This window comes from Massilia sp. 9096, assembly GCF_000745265.1.
Taxonomy (GTDB): domain Bacteria; phylum Pseudomonadota; class Gammaproteobacteria; order Burkholderiales; family Burkholderiaceae_D; genus Telluria.
Genome location: NZ_JQNN01000001.1, coordinates 1,771,693 through 1,790,135 on the forward strand (window position 1 = coordinate 1,771,693; position 18,443 = coordinate 1,790,135).

Genomic DNA, 18,443 nt, shown 5'->3' on the forward strand with positions numbered 1-18,443 from the left:
ACGCCGGGCCGACGTGTTCGAGGATCGTGCCGGCCACGCGCGCGGCGCGGGCGCGGTCTGACCTGGAGGAAAGCGATGCGCAGCCACACGCAGGGCCGGTCCGTACGGACGGACTGCCGTTTCGATGCATGGCTTGTCTCCTATTTGTATTTTTGTGTCTGCTTTTGCAAGCGTTTGCGAACATCAGACTAACACGAATGTTACCGCAACCATTGAAGTCTAATAGGCAAGTTTTGGGGTGTCAATCAATTTCCAGCAGCGTGGAAAAGGAATGCAAATGTGCACACGGCATGCCCCCGCGAGGGGGACGGGCCGTGAAAAAAAGCACAGAAAGCGAAAGGGAAATTGACGCGGAATGTAACGGCAACACGGTCACGCTGCCGGCGCCGTTCAGCGCCCGGCGGTGGCCAGCAGCGGCAGCCGCGCCGAGGGCCGCATGCGCGGAGCGGCGTCCGACTGGCGGCGCACCAGCTCGAAGGCCATGCGCACCTGCTCGGGGTCGCCGGCGTCGCCATCGCGCTGGGCGCGCACGCGCCGCACCAGCGATTGCACGGCTTCGCGCGCCATCTCGGCGATCGGCTGGCGCACCGTGGTCAGCTCGGGCCAGATGGTGGTGGCCAGTGCAGTGTCGTCGAAGCCCGTGACGGTCAGGTCGCCCGGCACGTCCAGGCCGAGGCGGTGCGCGACGGCCACCGCGGCGGCGGCCATGTCGTCGTTGCTGCAGAAAATGGCGGTCGGGCGCTCGGGCAAGCCCAGCAGGTGCTCGGCGGCATCCAGGCCGGAGCGGTAGGTGAACATGCCCTGCACCACCAGTTCGGCCGCATCGTCGGCCTTTTTCTCGGCGATCGCGGCGCGGTAGCCGGCCAGGCGGCGCGCGCTGGCGGACTGGTTCGGATGGCCGACCACGAAGCCGATGCGCTGGTGGCCCAGCGCGATCAGGTGACGCGTCATCGCGTAGGCGGCGTCGAAGTCGTCGATGCTGACCGCGCCGACGCCGGGATCCGGCTGGCCGCAGGCGACCACCACGGCCGGGATGCCGGCCTCGCGCACGCACGCGAGCACGGCCTGGCTGTCGCACAGGGGGGGCGGCAGGATCACGCCGTCCAGGCCGTTGCCGATCAGGCGCCGCGCATGGTCCTGCTCATGCTCGCCGGCTTCGCATTTCTCGACGAACAGCTGGACATTGTTCAGGCCCGACTGGTTCAGCAGGCCGACCAGGAACTCGCTCAGGTAGGCGGCGCTGGGGTTGCTGTACAAGAATCCGACGCGGATCGGCTTGGAGCCGGCCAGGTTGCGCGCTTCCTGATTGGGCGTGTAGTTGAGCGCGGCGACCGCTTCGGCGACCTTGCGGCGCGTGCTCTCGCGCACCAGGCCCTTGCCGTTCATGACGCGCGACACGGTCATCGCCGACACGCCGGCCAGCTTGGCGACATCGGCCATCGTCGGCTGGCCGCGCCGTTCCACCTCGTCGTGGAGCGTTTCGACTTTGGCTGTTGACATGGCTGGCAAACCCCCGTGAACCTGTTGTTTGCGCAATCTTAGCACAGTTACATGATTGCAAGTGATCTAAGTCAAACTTCATACGCCACTGTGATAACAGAAGAAATCGGTTTCAGTGCGCAAGAGTTTGCGCTAACATTCTTTGGCCGGCTCGTAACGACAAGCACGCCGGCGTATCGACGACAACGATAACGACAACAAGACTTGGAGACCGATTTGCAGCGATCGTTCACGCGCCTGCATGCGCGCGCCTGCCTGGGGCGCGCCGCCGCGCGCCGCCGCGCCGGCTTTTTGCTCTGCCTTCTGTGCATGGTCCTGACCGGCATGTTCGCCGCCGCGCCTTCGCAGGCGGCGGACGAGGATGGCTACGACCTGTGGCTGCGCTACCGGCCGCTGCCGGCCGCGCAGCGCGGTCCCGTCGAGGTCTCCAGCCTAGTGACGCTGGCGCCCGACAGCCCGACCGTGCGCGCCGCCGTCGCCGAACTCCAGCGCGGCCTGCAGGGCATGCTCGGCCATGCGCCGGCCACCGCCTCCGGTGACGCCAACCTCCGTGCGGGCGGCCTGGTGCTGGCCCACGCCGGGGCGCTGCCGCCCGCGCTCGCCGCCGCCCTGCCCCCCGATGCGCGCGCGCGCCTGGCCACGCTGGGCCGCGACGGCTACCTGCTCGCACGCGTGCGCGCGGGCACGGGCGCCGGTGCGGGCCAGCTCACCCTGATCGCCGGCGGCGCCGGCACCGGCCTGCTGTACGGCAGCTTCGCCTTCCTGCGCGCGCTGCAGACCGGCCTTGCCGCCACGCTGGAGCGCGCCCCCGTCATCGAGACGCCGCGCCTGCCGCTGCGCATGCTGAACCACTGGGACAACCTGGACCGCACCGTCGAGCGCGGCTACGCCGGCGAATCGATCTGGAACTGGTGGGAGCTGCCCGCCATCGTCGACCCGCGCTACGTCGACTATGCGCGCGCCAACGCCTCGCTCGGCATCAACGGCACGGTGCTCGACAACGTCAACGCCAAGGCCGAGATCCTCAGCCCGGCCTACCTGGCCAAGGCGGCCGCCGTGGCCAAGGTGCTGCGCCCGTACGGCATGCGCGTGTATCTGGCGGTGCGCTGGTCGACGCCGCTCGAGCTGCACGAAACCCGCAGCGCCGATCCGCTCGACCCGGAAGTGGCCGCCTGGTGGCGCCGCAAGGCCGACGCGATCTACGCCGCCATCCCCGACTTCGGCGGCTTCCTGGTCAAGGCCAATTCCGAAGGCCAGCCGGGTCCGCAGGATTACGGGCGCGACCACGCCGACGGCGCCAACATGCTGGCGCGCGCGCTGGCGCCGCACGGCGGCGTGGTGATCTGGCGCGCCTTCGTCTATGCGCCGCCGGGCCAGGCCAAGGCGGCCGACGATCCCAAGGCGCACGACCGCGCCGCCCAGGCCTACGAGCAGTTCAAGCCGCTCGACGACCGGTTCGACGCCAACGTGATCGTACAGGTCAAGAACGGCCCGATCGACTTCCAGCCGCGCGAGCCGTTCTCGCCGCTGTTCGGCGCGATGCCGGCCACGCCGCTGATGATGGAGTTCCAGGTCACCAAGGAGTACCTGGGCTACGCCACCCACCTGGTGTATCTCGGCACCCTGTTCCAGGAGACGCTGCGGGCCGACACCCGCGCCGGCGGTCGGGCGATGCCGGTGGCGCGCACGCTGGAAGGGGCGCAGCAAGGCCGGGTCGGCGGCATCGCCGGCGTCGCCAACATCGGCGCCAGCCGCAACTGGACCGGCTCGACCTTCGACCAGGCCAACTGGTATGCCCTGGGCCGGCTGGCCTGGGACCCGATGCTGGACGCCGGCGCCATCGCGCGCGAGTGGGCCGCGCAGACCTTCGCGCCGGACGCGCGCATCGTCGAGCCGGTGGTGGCGATGATGATGGGCTCGCGCGAAGCCGCGGTCGACTACATGACGCCGCTCGGCCTGCACCACATGATGGGCACCGGCCACCATTACGGACCCGCGCCCTGGGTCGGCGACCTGGCCCGGGCCGACTGGAACCCGACCTATTATCACCGCGCCGCGCGCGACGGCATCGGCTTCGACCGCACTGCGAGCGGCAGCAACGCCGTGGCCCAATACGCGCCCGAGCTGGCGCGGCGCCTGCAGGATCCGGCGACCACGCCACCCGAGCTGCTGCTGTGGTTCCACCACCTGCCCTGGGACTACGCGATGCCATCCGGGCGCACGCTGTGGGCCGAGCTGGTCGCACACTACGACCACGGCGTCGCCCAGGTCGCGCACATGCAGGCGCAGTGGGATGCGTTGAAGCCCCTGATCGACGCGCGCCGCTGGGAAGATACGGCCCAGCGCCTGGCCCAGCAGCGCGAGGAAGCGCTGTGGTGGCGCGACGCCTGCATCGCCTATTTCAAGAGCGTGAACGGCCTGGCGCTGCCGCCCGGCACGCGCGCGCCGGCCCATCCGCTCGAGTATTACCAGGCGCTGCGTTTCCCGTACGCGCCCGGCCACGGGTGACCCTGCCCCCGGCGCATCCTTGAGCGCATCACCACCACGATAACAACGCTTCAACCACGGAGAACGAGAATGACCACACGACGCACCATGCTCGGCGCCCTCGTCGGCGCCGCCCTGCTGCCTACCGCCTTGCGCCCACTGCCGGCGTTTGCCGCCGGCGCGCCGGAACCGCTCAAGGACATCGCACGTCGCAAGGGCATGCGCTTCGGCACCGCGATCGGCTCCGGTCCTACCGAGTTCGGCAATCCGGCCTACCGCGCCCTGGTCGAACGCGAGTGCGGCCTGATCGTGGCCACGAACGAGATGAAATGGCAAGCCATCGAGCCGTCCAAAGGGCAGCTGCAGTTCAAGGCCGCCGACACGCTGCTCGCCTGGGCCAACGAACACGGTATCGCGATGCGCGGCCATAACCTGTTCTGGCAGCCAGAGAAGTGGCTGCCGCACTGGGTGGTGCAGGAGAAATTCGGCGCCAATGTGCGTCAGGGCGTGGAGCGCCTGATGCGCGAGCACGTACGCGCCGAGTGCGAGCACTTCGGCAAGGCGATCGCCAGCTGGGACGTCATGAACGAAGCGGTCGACCCGGCCGACGGCAAGCTGCGCCAGAACCCGTTGACGCGCCCGTTCGGCACCCCGGTCGAACAGATCGACCTCGCCTTCCGCCTGGCCAAGGAATATGCCCCGCACGCCCAGCTGGTCTACAACGACTACATGCGCGGCGACGAAGGCAGCGCCAAGCACCGCGCCGGCGTGCTGCAGCTGCTGGCCGACCTGAAAAAGCGCGGCACCCCGGTCGACGCACTCGGCCTGCAGAGCCACATCGGTTCCTGGGACGAGAGCCAGGACCGCGGCAAGGCCGACCTGCTCGAATGGCGCAAGTTCCTCGACGAAGTGAGCGGCATGGGTTACGACCTCCTGATCACGGAGCTCGACGTCAACGACCGCCGCCTGCCGGCCGACATCGCCAAGCGCGACGCCGGCGTGGCCGCCGCCTGCCGCGACTACCTCGACGTCTGCCTGTCCTTCCCGCGCCTGCGCGACGTCCTGGTGTGGGGCATGTCGGACGACATCAGCTGGCTGCAGACCTGGGACGAAGCGCCGCGCAAGGACGGCTTGCCGATGCGCCCCTGCCCGTACGACGCCAAGCTGCAAGCCAAGCCGATGCGCCAAGCGATCGCCGACGCCATCAACGCCGCGCCGGCGCGCGCTTGAGCCGGTCACCCGCGTCTGCCGTGCGGCGGGGCGGCCTCGTCCAGCCGGGCGCCTGAGCCGCGCGCCCTCGACGCGTCACGGCAGGCGCGGACTCTCCGGCGGCCCCAGGTAGCTCGGCTGCAGGCCGCCGGCGTCGATCACCAGGCGCTCCAGCACCAGGGCCGGGTCGAGCGCCCAGAACTTCAGGGTGTGGCGGCCCGCTCTCGCCACCGCATGCTCGCTGGTAAAGCGCGCCACGCCATCCGAGACGATCTTTTCCCAGTGCCCGTTCGAACCGTCCGCGTGCACGTCGACCACGACCGGGGCCGCATCGTCGATCGAGACCGCGTACCGGAAGCCCGGGCCGGGACGGAACTTGAGCGTCGGCGCCAGCGTCGCCTCGACCTTCAATTTGCCTGGCTCCGCCAGCCAGACCTCGTACTCGAGCCGCATCGCATCGGCCAACGTCGCCGGCGGCGCGGTCGAGGGCAGCGTCGTCATGCCCGACAGCGTGGCGCCGAAGCCGGGCACGCGCAGCCACGCGCGTCCCGCCGGCGCGAGCGCGCGCGCGTAGTGCTCGGCTTCGATGGCGACCACGCCGCCGGTCTCGACGAAGCCGTGTACATCATCGGTGCGCAGGCCCGCATGGCGCAGCGGCACCTCGACCACGGCGCTGGCGCCGTCGGCGCCGCTGACGGTCACGTGCGCCGATAGCGCGCCCGCCGGCACGCGCGCCCAATCGACGTCGACCGCGATGCGCTGCTCCAGCGCGACCGTCCCGCCGGCGGCGCCGAGCTTGACCCACGGCTGGTCGGCGCGCGCCGTGAAGCGCAGCGGCGCACGGCCACGGTTGAACACCTCGATGAAGCGCGGTCCCTTGGCCAGCGCTTCGAAAGCCGGCAAGGCCAGCGCCGGCGCTGCCGGGAAAACCGCTGTACCGCCCTCGACCGCCACCCCGAGTCCGGCCTGCGCCGGCAGATCGATCTCGCTCACCTGCGGCATCAGGTTGGTCGCGGGGTCCTTCCAGCTGGTATAGCCGATGTGGGTCTGGGCCATCATGTGCTTCCACTTGCCGCCCGCCGCCGCCTCGTACCGGCGCGCCAGCGCGGCGTCCTGCGCGAACAGCGCGCGCGCCTGCGCCGCCAGCGCGTTGGTGCCGGCCCGTCCCTGGGCCGCGTGCAGGCGGTTGCGCTGCACCGTCAGGTACAGCTGGTTGACCGTGTTGGCCGCGTCGACCGGATATTGCACCAGCTCGAAGAAGGCGTCGCGCTGCGCCGGCGGCAAGCGGGGCGCCAAGGCGCGCGCGCGCTCGGCCAGCGCCTGCCACTCGAGCCCGACGCGCTCGGCCTCGCGGTAGTGCTCGATGCTGAAGGTGCCCGGCTCGAGCTGCTCGGGCTTGCGCCGCCCGTTCAAGCGCGTGTAACCCTCGACCAGCGCCGCGATCTCGCCGGCGTGCGCCGCGCCGAAGTCGCGCGTCGCCCAGAGTCTCAGGTAGTCGGGCAGGCGCTCGGCCGGCCAGGCCTGCGGGTTCCAGGCATACGACAGGAAGAACTCGATCGGCACTTCCATCGGCTTGAGGTCGCCGACGTTGACGATCCACAGCCGGTCGGCGCCATAGCTCGCGGCCAGGTGCATCTGCTCCCAGACCTTGGGCAGCGGCGTCACGTTGATCCATTTATAGGAGCGCGGCCCGCCGACGTAATCGAAGTGGTAATAGATGCCGGCTCCGCCGGAGCGCTTGCGCTCTTCAGGCGTGGGCAGGCGGCGGATATTGCCCCAGTTGTCGTCGCACCAGAGCAGCAGCACGTCGTCGGGCACGCGCATGCCCTTCTCGTAGTAATCCTGGACTTCCTTGTACAGCGCCCACATCTGCGGCGCGCCGCCGGCCGGGCGCGAGGCCGGATTGGCCGTGGGCCTGGCGGTGTCGAGAGCGATCAGGGTGCGCTGGTCGGCCACGATCCGCTGCAGCAGGGCCACGTTGGATTCTTCGGACATCGGCTCGTCGCCGTCGCCGCGCATGCCGATCGTGATCACCTTTTCGAAGTCGTGGCTGCGCGCCAGGCCCTGCTGCCAGAACTCGCGCAGCACGGCCGCGTTCTTGCCGTAGTCCCACGGGCCCTTGCCGTACCTGGCCCATTCGGCATGCGCGCGCATCAGCGGCTCGTGGTGCGAGGTGCCGATGACGACACCCATCTCCTGGGCCAGGCGGCCGTTTTCCGCGTCATCATCATAAAAGGCGTTGCCCCACATCGCCGGCCACAGGTAATTGCCGCGCAGGCGCAGGATCAGCTCGAACACCTTTTCGTAGAAGCGGTGGTTGAAGCCCCCGAACGTGTCCTTGGCAAAGCCGGACAGCGCCGGCGCCTCGTCGTTCAGGAAGATGCCGCGGTACTGCACGACCGGCGCATCCTGCACGCGCGCATCGTTCGCAAGCGCCAGCACCTCGTGGTGCGCGGGCGGGACGTCGGCCCACCAGTGCCAGGGCGAGACGCCGATCTGCTCCGACAGCGTGTACATGCCATACACCGTGCCGCGCCGGTCGCTGCCGACAATCACCAGCGCCTGCGCCACCCCGGGCAACGGATTGCGCACCACCTGGATCAGGTAGCCTTCCCATTTGCCGCGCAGCGTCGACACGTCGATGCGGCCCTCGCGCGCGAGGCGGTCGATGAGCGGGCTGCTGCCCAGCGTGCCGACCAGCACCAGGTCGCCCTGGCCGGCCGCAGGCGTCGCGGCGGTCCCCGGCAGTTCCGACAGCAGCGCGGGCCGCGCGCCCGAGACCCGCTCGATATCGTCGCGCAGGCTGGCGGCGGCGTGCTTGACCGCCGGGTCCTCGGCGGCATCGACGAGCAGGCGCGCGGCGGCGCCGTTGCGCGCCAGCGTCACCGCGCCGGGGGCGAGGTCGAAGCGCACCACCGGGCGTTCGCCGAGGGCCAGGGCCGGTACGGCGGCCAGCGTGGAGCAGACGGCCAGCGCGGCGCATGCCAGCGCACGCCGCAACGGGACCTGGCGGCGCGCTCGCCGCAGCGGAAGGTGGCTCACTGTTGTCCTTCGCGGTCAGCGCGCGTACTTGCAGCGCATGAGCAGTTCGAGCGGCACCGCCTGCGCCATCGCCGCGTAGCCGGCCTTGTTCGGGTGCAGGCCGTCGTTGTCGTATTCCTTTTTCAGGTAGCTCGGCCGGGCCGGGTCGCGCAGCGCGGCGTCGAAGTCGGCCACGCCGTCGAACACGCCGGACTCGCGCACGAAGCGGTTGTAGGCCAGGCGGTCGGCTTCGTTCTCGGGGCCGGGCGCGTAATAGGCGCTGCCCGAATACGGCGTGATGGTGCCGCCGATCACGCACACGCCGCGCGCGTGCGCCTGGGCGACCAGCTGGCGCTGCGCCTGTTCCATGTCGGGCACCAGCTGCGCGCGATACGCGGGGGTGTCTTCCTTGTTCCGATGCGGGATGCCGAAGTCGTTCACGCCGATCATCACGATCGCATGGCTCACGCCGGCGCGATCGAGCACGTCGCGCTCGAACCGCGACACCATGTTCGGCCCCAGGCCGTCGCGCAGCAGGCGTCCGCCGCCGATGCCGGCATTGACCACGCCGACCTCGCCCATGCCCTGCGTGCGCAGGCGCGTGGCGAGGCCGTCGGTCCAGCGCGTGTTGGTGTCGGTCGCGACGCCGTAGCCGTCGGTGATCGAGTCGCCGATCGCCACCACCGCGCGCGCCGGTGGCGCGGCCTGCACGTCGACTTCGGCGATCTGGTACCAGCGCGAGAACGTCGCCGCGCCCGGCAGGTCGGCGTCCATCACGTGCCGGCCCGCGGCCACGTAGCTGGTCGCGCGCGAACCGGGATGGCTGGTCTGGCGCGAGGGCTCGCTCGGGAAGTGCAGCGACAGCGCCAGGTCGGCGCCGGCCGGCACCGCCAGGTCGACCGGATCGCTCAGGTACTCGGCGCCGCCCGGGATGGTGACGCTGGCGCTGCCCCCGAAACGCAAGGGCCGCAAGCTGCCCGGGTCGAGCGCGGCGCTGCCCGGGCCTTTCGAGACGGCGATGCTGGCCGCATCGATCACCAGCGGCGTCACGCCCATCGCATTGCTCAGCTTGACCCGCACCCGGCCGCCCGCGGTCGACACCCGCACCACCTGGCGCAGCGTGGCGTCGCGCCACTGGGCCGGGGCCAGCTCCTCCTGGGCGCCGGGCACCATCTGCGCGGCGCCCCAGGTGGCCACCCAGTGTTCGCCGGCGCCGCCGCCGCCCGAAGGGGAAGCAGCCGTGCTGGCGCAACCGGACAGGGAAAGGGCCGCCAGTGCGGTCGCCAGGGCGGCCGCCAGCGCGCTCGCTGGTATCGAGGTACGCGTCATCTTGTCTCCGTTATGGTGGTGTGCGGAACGATTTGACGACAGCGCCCGCTTCCCGCACACTCGTTATGTTTGCGCAATCATTCTAATTTATAAAAATATTAAGGGCAATCGCGCGATCGCCGCGTAGCCCGATGGAGATAAACGATGCATACGATACAAGCCGGCGCCAGCCCCACCGTCACCCAGATGCAGGTGATTCCGGTGGCTGGCCGCGACAGCATGCTGCTCAACCTGTGCGGCGCGCACGCGCCCTACTTCACCCGCATCCTGGTGCTGCTCACGGACAGCGCCGGCCACGTGGGCATGGGCGAGGTGCCCGGCTCGAACGGCATCCTGCTGGCGCTGCAAAAGCTGGTCCCGCTGGTCGAAGGCAGCGAGGTGGCGCGCTACAACCGCACCCTGAACGCCCTGCGCGGCGCCATCGCCGGCGCCAGCCACCAGGTGACCTCCAGCGCCGAAGCGGCGGTGATGAAGCAGCCGCACGAGATCAACCTGCGCCTGGAAAACGTGATCACGGCGGTGGAGGCCGCCCTGCTCGACCTGCTCGGCCAGCATCTCGGCGTGCCGGTGTGCGAACTGCTGGGCAGCGGCCAGCAGCGCGGCCACGTGCCCATGCTGGCCTACCTGTTCTACGTCGGCGACCGGCGCCGCACCGAGCTGCCCTATCCGACCGGCGACAAGGGCGACGGCTGGTACCGCGTGCGCAACGAGGAGGCGCTGACCCCGGAGCAGATCGCCGACCTGGCCGCCGCCAGCGTCGACCGGTACGGCTTCAAGGACTTCAAGCTCAAGGGCGGCGTGATGCGCGCCGAAGACGAGATCGAAGCGGTGGCCGCGATCAAGCGCCGCTTCCCGCAGGCGCGCGCGACGATCGACCCGAACGGCGCCTGGTCGCTGGCGCAGGCGATCGCGGCCTGCCGCGGCAAGGGCGACATCCTGGCCTATGCGGAAGATCCGTGCGGTCCGGAGGACGGCTATTCGGGCCGCGAGATCATGGCCGAGTTCAAGCGCGCCACCGGCATCCGCACCGCCACCAACATGGTCGCCACCGACTGGCGCCAGATGGCCCACTCGCACATGCTGGGCGCGGTCGACATCCCGCTGGCCGACCCGCACTTCTGGACCATGCAGGGCTCGGTGCGCCTGGCCCAGCTGTGCCACGACTGGGGCCTGACCTGGGGTTCGCACTCGAACAACCACTTCGACGTCTCGCTGGCGATGTTCACCCACGCGGCCGCGGCGGCGCCGGGCGAGATCACGGCGATCGACACGCACTGGATCTGGCAGGAAGGCCAGGAACGGCTGACGCGCGAGCCGCTGCAGATCGTGGGTGGCCAGGTGGCGGTGCCGGACCGTCCGGGCCTGGGCATCGAGCCCGACATGGAGAGAATCATGCGCGCCCACGCGCTGTACCGGCAGGTGGGCGCCAACGCGCGCGACGATGCGATGGCGATGCGCTGCCTGTTCCCGAACTGGAAGTACGATCCGAAGAAGCCGAGCTACGCGCGTTGAAGACAGGATGTCGCTCCGCCCTGCGCCGCAGCGACAGGGCCGGAGCGCTGAAACGGATTACTGCTTGAGGATGCCGCGCAGGGTGCGCGACAGATCCTCGGCCGAGAACTTGGCCACGTACGCGTCGGCGCGCACGTTCTTGACGTGTTCCTCGTTGGTCGTGCCCGACAGCGAGGAGTGGATCACCACCGGCAGCTGGCCGAAGCGGCTGCTCGACTTGATGTTGCGGGTCAGCGTGAAGCCGTCCATCTCGGGCATCTCGAGGTCGGTCAGCACCAGGGCGACCTTGTCGTAGACCGACTTGCCTTCGGCTTCGGCGCCGGCCGCGATCGCGTTCAGGTGGTCCCAGGCTTCCTTGCCGCTCTTGGTCATCACGAACGGCAGGCCCATCGCCTCCAGGCCGCGCTCGATCAGGGATCGTGCGACCACCGAGTCGTCGGCGGCCAGGATCGTCGTGCCTTCCTTCAGCCTGATCTTGCTGCCGACCGCCTGGGCGATGTTGGCGTCCTCGGCCTCCGGGTTCAGGTCGCGCAGGATGGTCTCGACGTCCAGCACCTGGGCCAGGCGCGACGGCTGGTCGCCCTCGGCCGGCAGGCGCGCGATGCTGGTCACCATGCCGCTGCCGGCGCTGTGCTCGGCCGACATCACCTGGCTCCAGTCCAGGCGCACGATTTCCTCGACGCTCTCGACCGCGAAGGCCTGGGTGGTGCGCGCGAATTCCGTCACCAGCATGATGTTCAGGCCGGTCGCGGGCGTGACCCCGGCGATCGACGGCAGGTCCAGCACCTGGATGATCTGGCCGCGCAGGTTGACCACGCCGAGCACGTGTTCGGGCGCACCGGCCACCTTGGTGATGGCCGGCATGGCGACGATCTCGCGGATCTTGAATACGTTGATGCCAAACAGCTCGCTCTGGGCCCCTGCCGCGTCGCCGCCGAGGCGGAACAGCAGCAGCTCGAATTTATTGGTGCCGGTCAGGTTGCTGCGTTCTTCGACTTCCTGTTGTACGGATTTCATGGCTATTCCATTGGTTTAATTCCTGTGGGAAATTTTAGACGGGAAGTTTGCGAATGTGTACGTACTTGTGTCGGGCGAATGAAGTTTTTCTGCAAATCAATCAAAAAAACGACAAAACTGAAACCTGCATTGGGAGGGAACGCTATCAAACCGCCGAAATCGACGTCAAATTGCGTGCCGGCGACATTGCCATTCAAGTAAGATTGGCGGCGATGCGCGCACCCGCGCGCGTAACCACGCAGGAGCCCTTCATGCTGGACACGAAGACGATCGCGGCGCGCCTGCGCAAACTGGCGCCGGCCCCGGCTTCCCTGCTGACGCCGCTGTTGGCGACACTGGTGGCGCTGATGCTGATGCTGAGCAGCATGGCCCAGGCCGCGCCGGCGCAAGCCGCCGAGCCGCCGCGCGGCGCGCTGGTGATCGCCGGCGGCGCCCTGCGCGCCGACAACGTCCAGGTCTGGCAAAAGATCGTCGAGCTGGCCGGCGGCGCCGGTGCGCGCATCGCCGTGTTCCCGACCGCGGCCGGCGATCCGCAGCGCTCCGGCCAGTTCGCCGCCGACACCCTGACGCGCTACGGCGCGCAAGCCTTCGTGGTGCCGCTGGCGCCGCGCCTGGCCGGCTCCGACGTCCGGCGCGCCGCAGACGATCCGGCGCTCGCCGCCCAGGTGGCGGCCAGCGGCGGCGCGTTTTTCGTCGGCGGCGACCAGGGCCGCATCACGGCGGCGCTGCGCCGGCCGGACGGCAGCGACAGCGCGGTCTTGCGCGCCTTGTGGAGCATGTACCGGCGCGGCGGCGTGATCGCCGGGACCAGCGCCGGCGCCGCGATCATGAGCTCGACGATGTTTTTCGAGGGCCGCGCACCGCTGCCGACGCTGTTCGACGGCGTGCGCGAGGGCCATGAAATCGCCCCCGGCCTGGGCTTCATCGGCGAGCGGGTGTTCGTCGACCAGCACCTGCTGGTGCGCGGGCGCTTTGCGCGCATGCTGCCGGCGATGCTGGCCAAGGGCTACCGGATCGGCCTGGGCATCGACGAGAACACCGCGGCGGTGGTCAAGGGACAGCGCGCGGTCGAGATCATCGGCTACAAGGGCGCGATCCTGCTCGAACTGGCCCGGGCGGCCACGGATGGCGCCGGGCCCGGCTTCAAGCTGCGCGACGCGCGCATCAGTTACCTCGACAGCGGCGACAAGGTCGACCTGGGCGACTTGGGCGATCCTGCGGAACTGCGCCTGACTCCCGGCCCCGATAAAGAAAAGGTCGACCCCGCCGGGCCGGAATACCGCGGCCCGCTGTTTTCCAGCGACGTGTTCGGCAACACCAGCGTGGTGGACCTGCTGTGGAAGCTGTGCGACAGCGACCAACCCAGCGCGACCGGCATTGCCTTCGGCGCGCCCGGCACGGCGCTGGCCGGGCGCGGCTTCGAGTTCGAGTTCACGCGCGCGCCCGACAGTGCCGGCTACGCCTCCAATCGTTCCGAGAGCTACTCGGTGCACCGCATGCGCATGGACGTGCGCCCGATCCGCGTCGGCCAGCCGGGCCAGCCGCTGTACCGCGTCGAGGGCGCGCAGACCCAGGGCCAGGCCGCGGCGCCGGCCGCAGCCTCCGACAAGCTCAGCGCGCGATCGACAGCGCCAGCGTCTCCTTGACCTCTTCCATCACCACGTAGCTCTTGGACTGGCCGGCGTCGGCCACGTGCAGGATCTCGCCCAGCAGGCGCCGGTATTCGGACATTTCCGTGATGCGCGCCTTGATCAGGTAATCGAAGTCGCCCGACACCAGGTGGCATTCCAGCACCTCGGGAATGCCGAGCATGGCGCGGCGGAAGCGCTCGAAATCCTTTTCGGACTTCTGCTTGAGCGTGATCTCGACGAACACCAGCACCTGCAGGCCGAGCGACTGCGGGTTCACGCGCGCGTGGTAACCTGCGATCACGCCGTCGCGCTCCATGCGCTTGACGCGCTCGATGCAGGGCGTCAGCGACAGGCCGACCTGCTCGGCCAGGTCCTTCATGACGATGCGGCCGTCCTGCTGCAGGATGGACAGGATGTGCAGGTCGATGCGGTCCAGCACCCGGGTCGATTCTTTTTGTACGCGCATGCGCGTGTCTCCGGAAATGTTTCTGAAAATCGATGCAATAACCGGAACCATTATTGCCCGCCCCACTATATCATGGCAATCTTTCCTGAACCTTCATCCATCTTCGAAAACAACATGCGTGTCATCGTGCTCGGAAGCGGCGTGGTCGGCGTGACCACCGCGTATTATTTGGCCAAGGCCGGCCATGAGGTTACCGTGATCGACCGGCAGAGCGGCCCGGCCCTCGAGACGAGCTTCGCCAACGCGGGCCAGATCTCGCCGGGCTATGCCTCGCCCTGGGCCGCCCCGGGCATCCCGTTCAAGGCCTTCAAGTGGCTGTTCCAGCGCCACGCGCCGCTGGCGATCCAGCCGGACGGTACGCTGTTCCAGCTTCAGTGGATGTGGGAGATGTACCGCAACTGCGACGCGTCGCGCTACGCCGTCAACAAGGAGCGCATGGTACGGCTGGCCGAGTACAGCCGCGATTGCATGCGCGCGCTGCGCCAGGCCAGCGGCATCGAGTACGAAGGCCGCCAGAGCGGCACGCTGCAGCTGTTCCGCACCCAGGCCCAGTTCGACGGCGCCGCCAAGGACATCGAGGTGCTGAAACAGGCTGGCGTGGCGTTCGAAGTCCTGAGCCGCGACGAGCTGGCCAAGGCCGAGCCGGCGCTGGCCAACGTGCGCGACAAGCTGGTCGGCGGCCTGCGCCTGCCGAACGACGAGACCGGCGACTGCAACCTGTTCACCACGCGCCTGGCGCAAATGGCGCAGGAGATGGGCGTGCGCTTCGTGTTCGACACCAGCATCGAATCGCTCGACATCCAGGACGGCGAAGTGGTCGCCGTGCGCACCAGCCGCGGCAACTTCGCCGGCGAGCGCTACGTGCTGGCGCTGGGCAGCTACTCGCGCTTCCTGTTGAAGGACCAGTTCCGCGTGCCGGTGTATCCGCTCAAGGGCTACTCGCTGACCGTGCCGATCGTCGATGGTGCGAAAGCGCCGGTGTCGACCATCCTCGACGAGACCTACAAGATCGCCGTGACCCGCTTCGAGGACCGCATCCGCGTCGGCGGCATGGCCGAGATCGCAGGCTACAGCACCGAATTGAAAGCCGCGCGGCGCGAGACGCTCGAGCTGGTCGTGAACGACCTGTTCCCCGGCGGAGGGGACCTCGAACGCGCCAGCTTCTGGACCGGCCTGCGCCCGATGACCCCGGACAGCACGCCGATCGTCGGCGCCACACCGCTGGCCAACCTGTACCTGAACACCGGCCACGGCACGCTGGGCTGGACCATGGCCGCCGGTTCGGCCAGCGTGATCGCCGACCTGGTCAGCGGCAAAACGCCGGCGATTCCCGCCGACGACCTGGCCGTGTTCCGCTACGCCGGCACGCCGCAGCCGGCGCACCGGCCGGCGCTGGCGCAGGCATGAGCCACATGGACGCGGATCTGCAAGCCGCCAGCCGCGCCGGGGCGATCCTGACGGTCGACCTGGACGCGGTCGGCGCCAACTACCGCCTGCTGTCGGCGCGCGCCGGCGGCGCCGTGTGCGCCGGCGTGATGAAAGCCGACGCCTACGGCCTGGGAATGGCCCAGGTCGCGCCCGCGCTCGCGCGCGCGGGCTGCCACGTGTTTTTCGTCGCCCACCTCGACGAGGGCATCCGCCTGCGTACGCTGGTGCCGCAAGACAGCACGATCTACGTCCTGCACGGCGCCATGCCGGGCGCCGCGTGGGATTGCGTGGCGCACGGCTTGACGCCGGTGCTGAACGACCCGGGCCAGGTGGCCGAATGGCAGGCCTGTGCGCGCCGCGCGGGCCGTACGCTGGCGGCCGCGCTGCAGGTCGATACCGGGATGTCGCGCATGGGCATGGCGCCGGCGGACTTCGACCGGCTGTGCGCCGAGCCGTCGCGGCTGGACGGCATCCGCCTGGTGCTCCTGATGAGCCACCTGGCCTGCGCCGACGAGCCCGAGCATCCGCTCAACGAGCTGCAGCGCGAACGCTTCGCCGCGGCGCGCGCGCGCTTCCCGAACGTGCCGGGCAGCCTGGCCAATTCCTCGGCCATCTTCCTCGGCCCCGGCTACCACCACGGCCTGGTGCGCCCGGGCGCGGCGCTGTACGGCATCAACCCGCATCCGGGCCGGCCCAATCCTCTGGCGCAGCCGGTATCGCTGCAGGCGCGCATCGTGCAGGTGCGCGAAGTGCAGGCCGGCGACGCCGTCGGCTATGGCGCGCGCTTCATCGCCGCCGAGCCGACCCGCATCGCCACACTCTCGATCGGCTACGCCGACGGCTGGCTGCGCGCGCTCACCAACCGCGGCCACGCCTGGATCGACGGCGTGCGCGTGCCCTTCGCCGGCACCGTGTCGATGGACAGCATCACGCTCGACGTCGGCGCGATCGACCCCGCGCGCCTGGCGCCGGGCACGCCGGTCGAGCTGCTCGGGCCCAACCAGCAGGTCGACGACGTCGCGCGGGATGCCGGCACCATCGGCTACGAAGTGCTGACGCGCCTGGGCGGACGCTTCGAGCGGCGCTATCTGGCGCGCGACTGAGTCACCCCATGCAAAGGGCCTGATTCGCAGGCCCTTTTTTATGCCCGGCGTCCAGCGCCTGGTGTCAGAGGCTGCGACGGCACCGTCGCCGGCCTGGACGCGCACGCATGCCATCAGCGCGACTCATTGCCGAATTTGAGCGAGCGCCTGCACAAATGTTGTTCCAACCCCGATCATTCGTTACTTTTCAGCATTATTTTCAAAATTCAGGCATGATTACGTACTTATAGGAAATATTTAATTTGAGCATCTTATTTCTCCGAAGATCCTCGCTCGAATCTCCAGCAGTACTCATGTCACGAACAACCCAGACCATCTCCCTCGCCAAGCGCTTCTACGTCCCACGCACCATCGGGCTGAGCCTGGGCTTCCCGGCGGTGTTCGTCTCCCTGCCGGGTCCCCATGCGCCGCCGTCGATGCTCGCGCTACTGGTCCTGTATTGCTTCGCGTGGCCGCACCTGGCCTACCAGCTGGCGCGCAGGAATTCGCGCCCGGTCAGTGTCGAGCGCCGTAACATGCTGGTCGACACCTTTGCGGCGGGATTTTTCGCCGGCGCCATCGGCTTCAACCCCATCCCGTCGGCCGCGATCGTCACGATGCCCTGCATGAACAACATGGCGATGGGCGGGCCGCGCTTCATGATGGCCGGGGTGCTGGCCAGCGCATCGGGCGGCGCGCTGGCTTACGCGCTGTTTCGCACGCCCTTCGACATCGCCATGGGCACGCTCCAGGTCGCCGCGTGCACGCCTTTGCTGGTCTTGTACCCACTGTCGCTCGGCTACGTGTGCTATCTGGGCGCGGTCAAGCTCCAGCGCCAGAAGCAGCAGCTGAGCGAAATGAGCCGCACCGACTACCTCACCGGCCTGGCCAACCGCGCGGCGCTCAACGACATCCTCGACACCTCGTTCAGCGCGCCCAACGCGAGCCTCGAGAACAGCGTGATCGCCCTGATCGACGCCGACGGCTTCAAGCGGATCAACGACCGCTACGGCCACATCGCCGGCGACCGCGCCCTGCAGAAGATCTCTGACATCATGCGCGCCTGCGTGCGCAAGCAGGACACGGTCGGACGCTACGGCGGCGACGAGTTCTGCGTCATCCTGCGCGACGTGACGACGGCCGAAGCCGCCGCCGTCCTCGAACGCATGCGCGCGCTCGCACAGCAGAGCATCGACGAGGACGGCGGCGAACAGCGCTCGACCCTGAGCATCGGCGCCGCGATGTACAGCGCCGCCGCCCTCAACGGCGCCATGTGGATCCAGCGCGCCGACGAGGCCATGTATGATGCCAAGCGCGCCGGGCGCAACAAGGTGGTATTCGCCGCTTGGTCGGCCGCTGGCCGGCCATCCGAGCGGCCGCTTCGACATCCTGGATACACGACATGAAACCAAGTTCCAACAGCGGACTCGTCTATTCCACCGACGGCGGCCGCATGTGCCCCGACTGCCGGCTCGCGCTGGCAAGCTGCGCCTGCAACGCCAGGACCGCGGTGCTGGGCGACGGCAAGGTGCGCGTCTCGCTGCAGACCAAGGGCCGCGGCGGCAAGGCCGTCACGCTGGTGAAAGGCGTGGCGCTCGACGCTGCCGCCCTGGGCGTGCTGGGCAAGCAGCTGCGCAGCGCCTGCGGTTCGGGCGGCACCGTCAAGGATGGCGTGATCGAGGTGCAGGGCGACCATTGCGAACTTATCCTGGCGACACTGGCCAGATACGGCATCGACGCCAGGCGCACCGGCGGCTGAAC

At 69.2% G+C, this 18,443-nt stretch carries 13 protein-coding genes; 8 read left to right on the forward strand and 5 right to left on the reverse strand.

The window, feature by feature from the left end; all coding sequences use genetic code 11:
- Nucleotides 1–390: 390 nt before the first annotated feature.
- Complete coding sequence (locus tag FA90_RS07635; protein ID WP_051971555.1) at nt 391–1,500, reverse strand: LacI family DNA-binding transcriptional regulator; 1,110 nt, start codon at nt 1,498–1,500, stop codon at nt 391–393.
- Between the two features lie 216 nt (nt 1,501–1,716).
- On the opposite strand from FA90_RS07635, the gene FA90_RS07640 reads away from it, so the two are divergent.
- Together FA90_RS07640 and FA90_RS07645 are read left to right on the forward strand one after the other, a co-directional pair.
- Nucleotides 1,717–4,008 carry an alpha-glucuronidase family glycosyl hydrolase gene (locus FA90_RS07640; protein WP_239700586.1) on the forward strand — a complete coding sequence of 764 codons (2,292 nt, stop codon included), beginning with the start codon at nt 1,717–1,719 and terminating at the stop codon, nt 4,006–4,008.
- Nucleotides 4,009–4,077: 69 nt separating this feature from the next.
- Nucleotides 4,078–5,217, forward strand: a complete 1,140-nt coding sequence (locus tag FA90_RS07645; RefSeq protein ID WP_036167581.1) for an endo-1,4-beta-xylanase — start codon at nt 4,078–4,080, stop codon at nt 5,215–5,217.
- A gap of 75 nt (nt 5,218–5,292) precedes the next feature.
- Here FA90_RS07645 and FA90_RS07650 read toward each other — a convergent pair whose 3' ends face one another.
- Together FA90_RS07650 and FA90_RS07655 are read right to left on the reverse strand one after the other, a co-directional pair.
- Nucleotides 5,293–8,238, reverse strand: a complete 2,946-nt coding sequence (locus FA90_RS07650; protein ID WP_239700588.1) for a glycosyl hydrolase 115 family protein — start codon at nt 8,236–8,238, stop codon at nt 5,293–5,295.
- 15 nt (nt 8,239–8,253) lie between these two features.
- Complete coding sequence (locus FA90_RS07655) at nt 8,254–9,546, reverse strand: SGNH/GDSL hydrolase family protein (RefSeq protein WP_051971556.1); 1,293 nt, start codon at nt 9,544–9,546, stop codon at nt 8,254–8,256.
- Nucleotides 9,547–9,690: 144 nt separating this feature from the next.
- Between FA90_RS07655 and FA90_RS07660 the strand changes: the two genes are divergently transcribed.
- Nucleotides 9,691–11,058 carry an enolase C-terminal domain-like protein gene (locus FA90_RS07660; RefSeq protein ID WP_036167585.1) on the forward strand — a complete coding sequence of 456 codons (1,368 nt, stop codon included), beginning with the start codon at nt 9,691–9,693 and terminating at the stop codon, nt 11,056–11,058.
- Nucleotides 11,059–11,115: 57 nt separating this feature from the next.
- Here the strand turns inward: FA90_RS07660 and FA90_RS07665 are convergent, their stop codons facing one another.
- A complete protein-coding gene (locus FA90_RS07665) occupies nt 11,116–12,075 on the reverse strand; it encodes a chemotaxis protein (protein ID WP_036167588.1) in 960 nt (319 codons plus the stop codon).
- Between the two features lie 251 nt (nt 12,076–12,326).
- On the opposite strand from FA90_RS07665, the gene FA90_RS07670 reads away from it, so the two are divergent.
- Complete coding sequence (locus tag FA90_RS07670) at nt 12,327–13,721, forward strand: cyanophycinase (RefSeq protein ID WP_239700589.1); 1,395 nt, start codon at nt 12,327–12,329, stop codon at nt 13,719–13,721.
- Here FA90_RS07670 and FA90_RS07675 read toward each other — a convergent pair.
- On the reverse strand, nt 13,687–14,172 hold the full coding sequence (locus tag FA90_RS07675; protein ID WP_036167591.1) for an Lrp/AsnC ligand binding domain-containing protein: 486 nt from the start codon (nt 14,170–14,172) through the stop codon (nt 13,687–13,689). The genes FA90_RS07670 and FA90_RS07675 overlap by 35 nt on opposite strands.
- A gap of 114 nt (nt 14,173–14,286) precedes the next feature.
- On the opposite strand from FA90_RS07675, the gene FA90_RS07680 reads away from it, so the two are divergent.
- The 4 genes from FA90_RS07680 to FA90_RS07695 all read left to right on the forward strand — a co-directional run bounded on the left by FA90_RS07680 (nt 14,287) and on the right by FA90_RS07695 (nt 18,441).
- Nucleotides 14,287–15,579, forward strand: a complete 1,293-nt coding sequence (locus tag FA90_RS07680) for a D-amino acid dehydrogenase (protein ID WP_036174716.1) — start codon at nt 14,287–14,289, stop codon at nt 15,577–15,579.
- Nucleotides 15,576–16,703, forward strand: a complete 1,128-nt coding sequence (alr, locus tag FA90_RS07685; protein WP_239700590.1) for an alanine racemase — start codon at nt 15,576–15,578, stop codon at nt 16,701–16,703. Before FA90_RS07680 ends, alr begins: the two co-directional genes overlap by 4 nt.
- 293 nt (nt 16,704–16,996) lie before the next feature.
- The gene (locus FA90_RS07690) at nt 16,997–18,088 is read left to right on the forward strand and encodes a sensor domain-containing diguanylate cyclase (RefSeq protein WP_051971557.1); all 1,092 of its coding nucleotides are present in this window, start codon (nt 16,997–16,999) and stop codon (nt 18,086–18,088) included.
- Nucleotides 18,085–18,441 carry a translation initiation factor Sui1 gene (locus tag FA90_RS07695; protein ID WP_036167598.1) on the forward strand — a complete coding sequence of 119 codons (357 nt, stop codon included), beginning with the start codon at nt 18,085–18,087 and terminating at the stop codon, nt 18,439–18,441. Before FA90_RS07690 ends, FA90_RS07695 begins: the two co-directional genes overlap by 4 nt.
- Nucleotides 18,442–18,443: the final 2 nt, after the last annotated feature.

What these genes read in the sequence shown, in the direction of transcription:
- FA90_RS07690 (WP_051971557.1), top strand. Translation starts at nt 16,997, where the DNA reads ATGTCACGAACAACCCAGACCATCTCCCTCGCCAAGCGCTTCTACGTC.
- FA90_RS07635 (WP_051971555.1), bottom strand. Translation starts at nt 1,500, where the DNA reads ATGTCAACAGCCAAAGTCGAAACGCTCCACGACGAGGTGGAACGGCGC.
- FA90_RS07675 (WP_036167591.1), bottom strand. Translation starts at nt 14,172, where the DNA reads ATGCGCGTACAAAAAGAATCGACCCGGGTGCTGGACCGCATCGACCTG.
- alr (WP_239700590.1), top strand. Translation starts at nt 15,576, where the DNA reads ATGAGCCACATGGACGCGGATCTGCAAGCCGCCAGCCGCGCCGGGGCG.
- FA90_RS07670 (WP_239700589.1), top strand. Translation starts at nt 12,327, where the DNA reads ATGCTGGACACGAAGACGATCGCGGCGCGCCTGCGCAAACTGGCGCCG.
- FA90_RS07645 (WP_036167581.1), top strand. Translation starts at nt 4,078, where the DNA reads ATGACCACACGACGCACCATGCTCGGCGCCCTCGTCGGCGCCGCCCTG.
- FA90_RS07655 (WP_051971556.1), bottom strand. Translation starts at nt 9,546, where the DNA reads ATGACGCGTACCTCGATACCAGCGAGCGCGCTGGCGGCCGCCCTGGCG.
- FA90_RS07680 (WP_036174716.1), top strand. Translation starts at nt 14,287, where the DNA reads ATGCGTGTCATCGTGCTCGGAAGCGGCGTGGTCGGCGTGACCACCGCG.
- FA90_RS07660 (WP_036167585.1), top strand. Translation starts at nt 9,691, where the DNA reads ATGCATACGATACAAGCCGGCGCCAGCCCCACCGTCACCCAGATGCAG.
- FA90_RS07695 (WP_036167598.1), top strand. Translation starts at nt 18,085, where the DNA reads ATGAAACCAAGTTCCAACAGCGGACTCGTCTATTCCACCGACGGCGGC.
- FA90_RS07665 (WP_036167588.1), bottom strand. Translation starts at nt 12,075, where the DNA reads ATGAAATCCGTACAACAGGAAGTCGAAGAACGCAGCAACCTGACCGGC.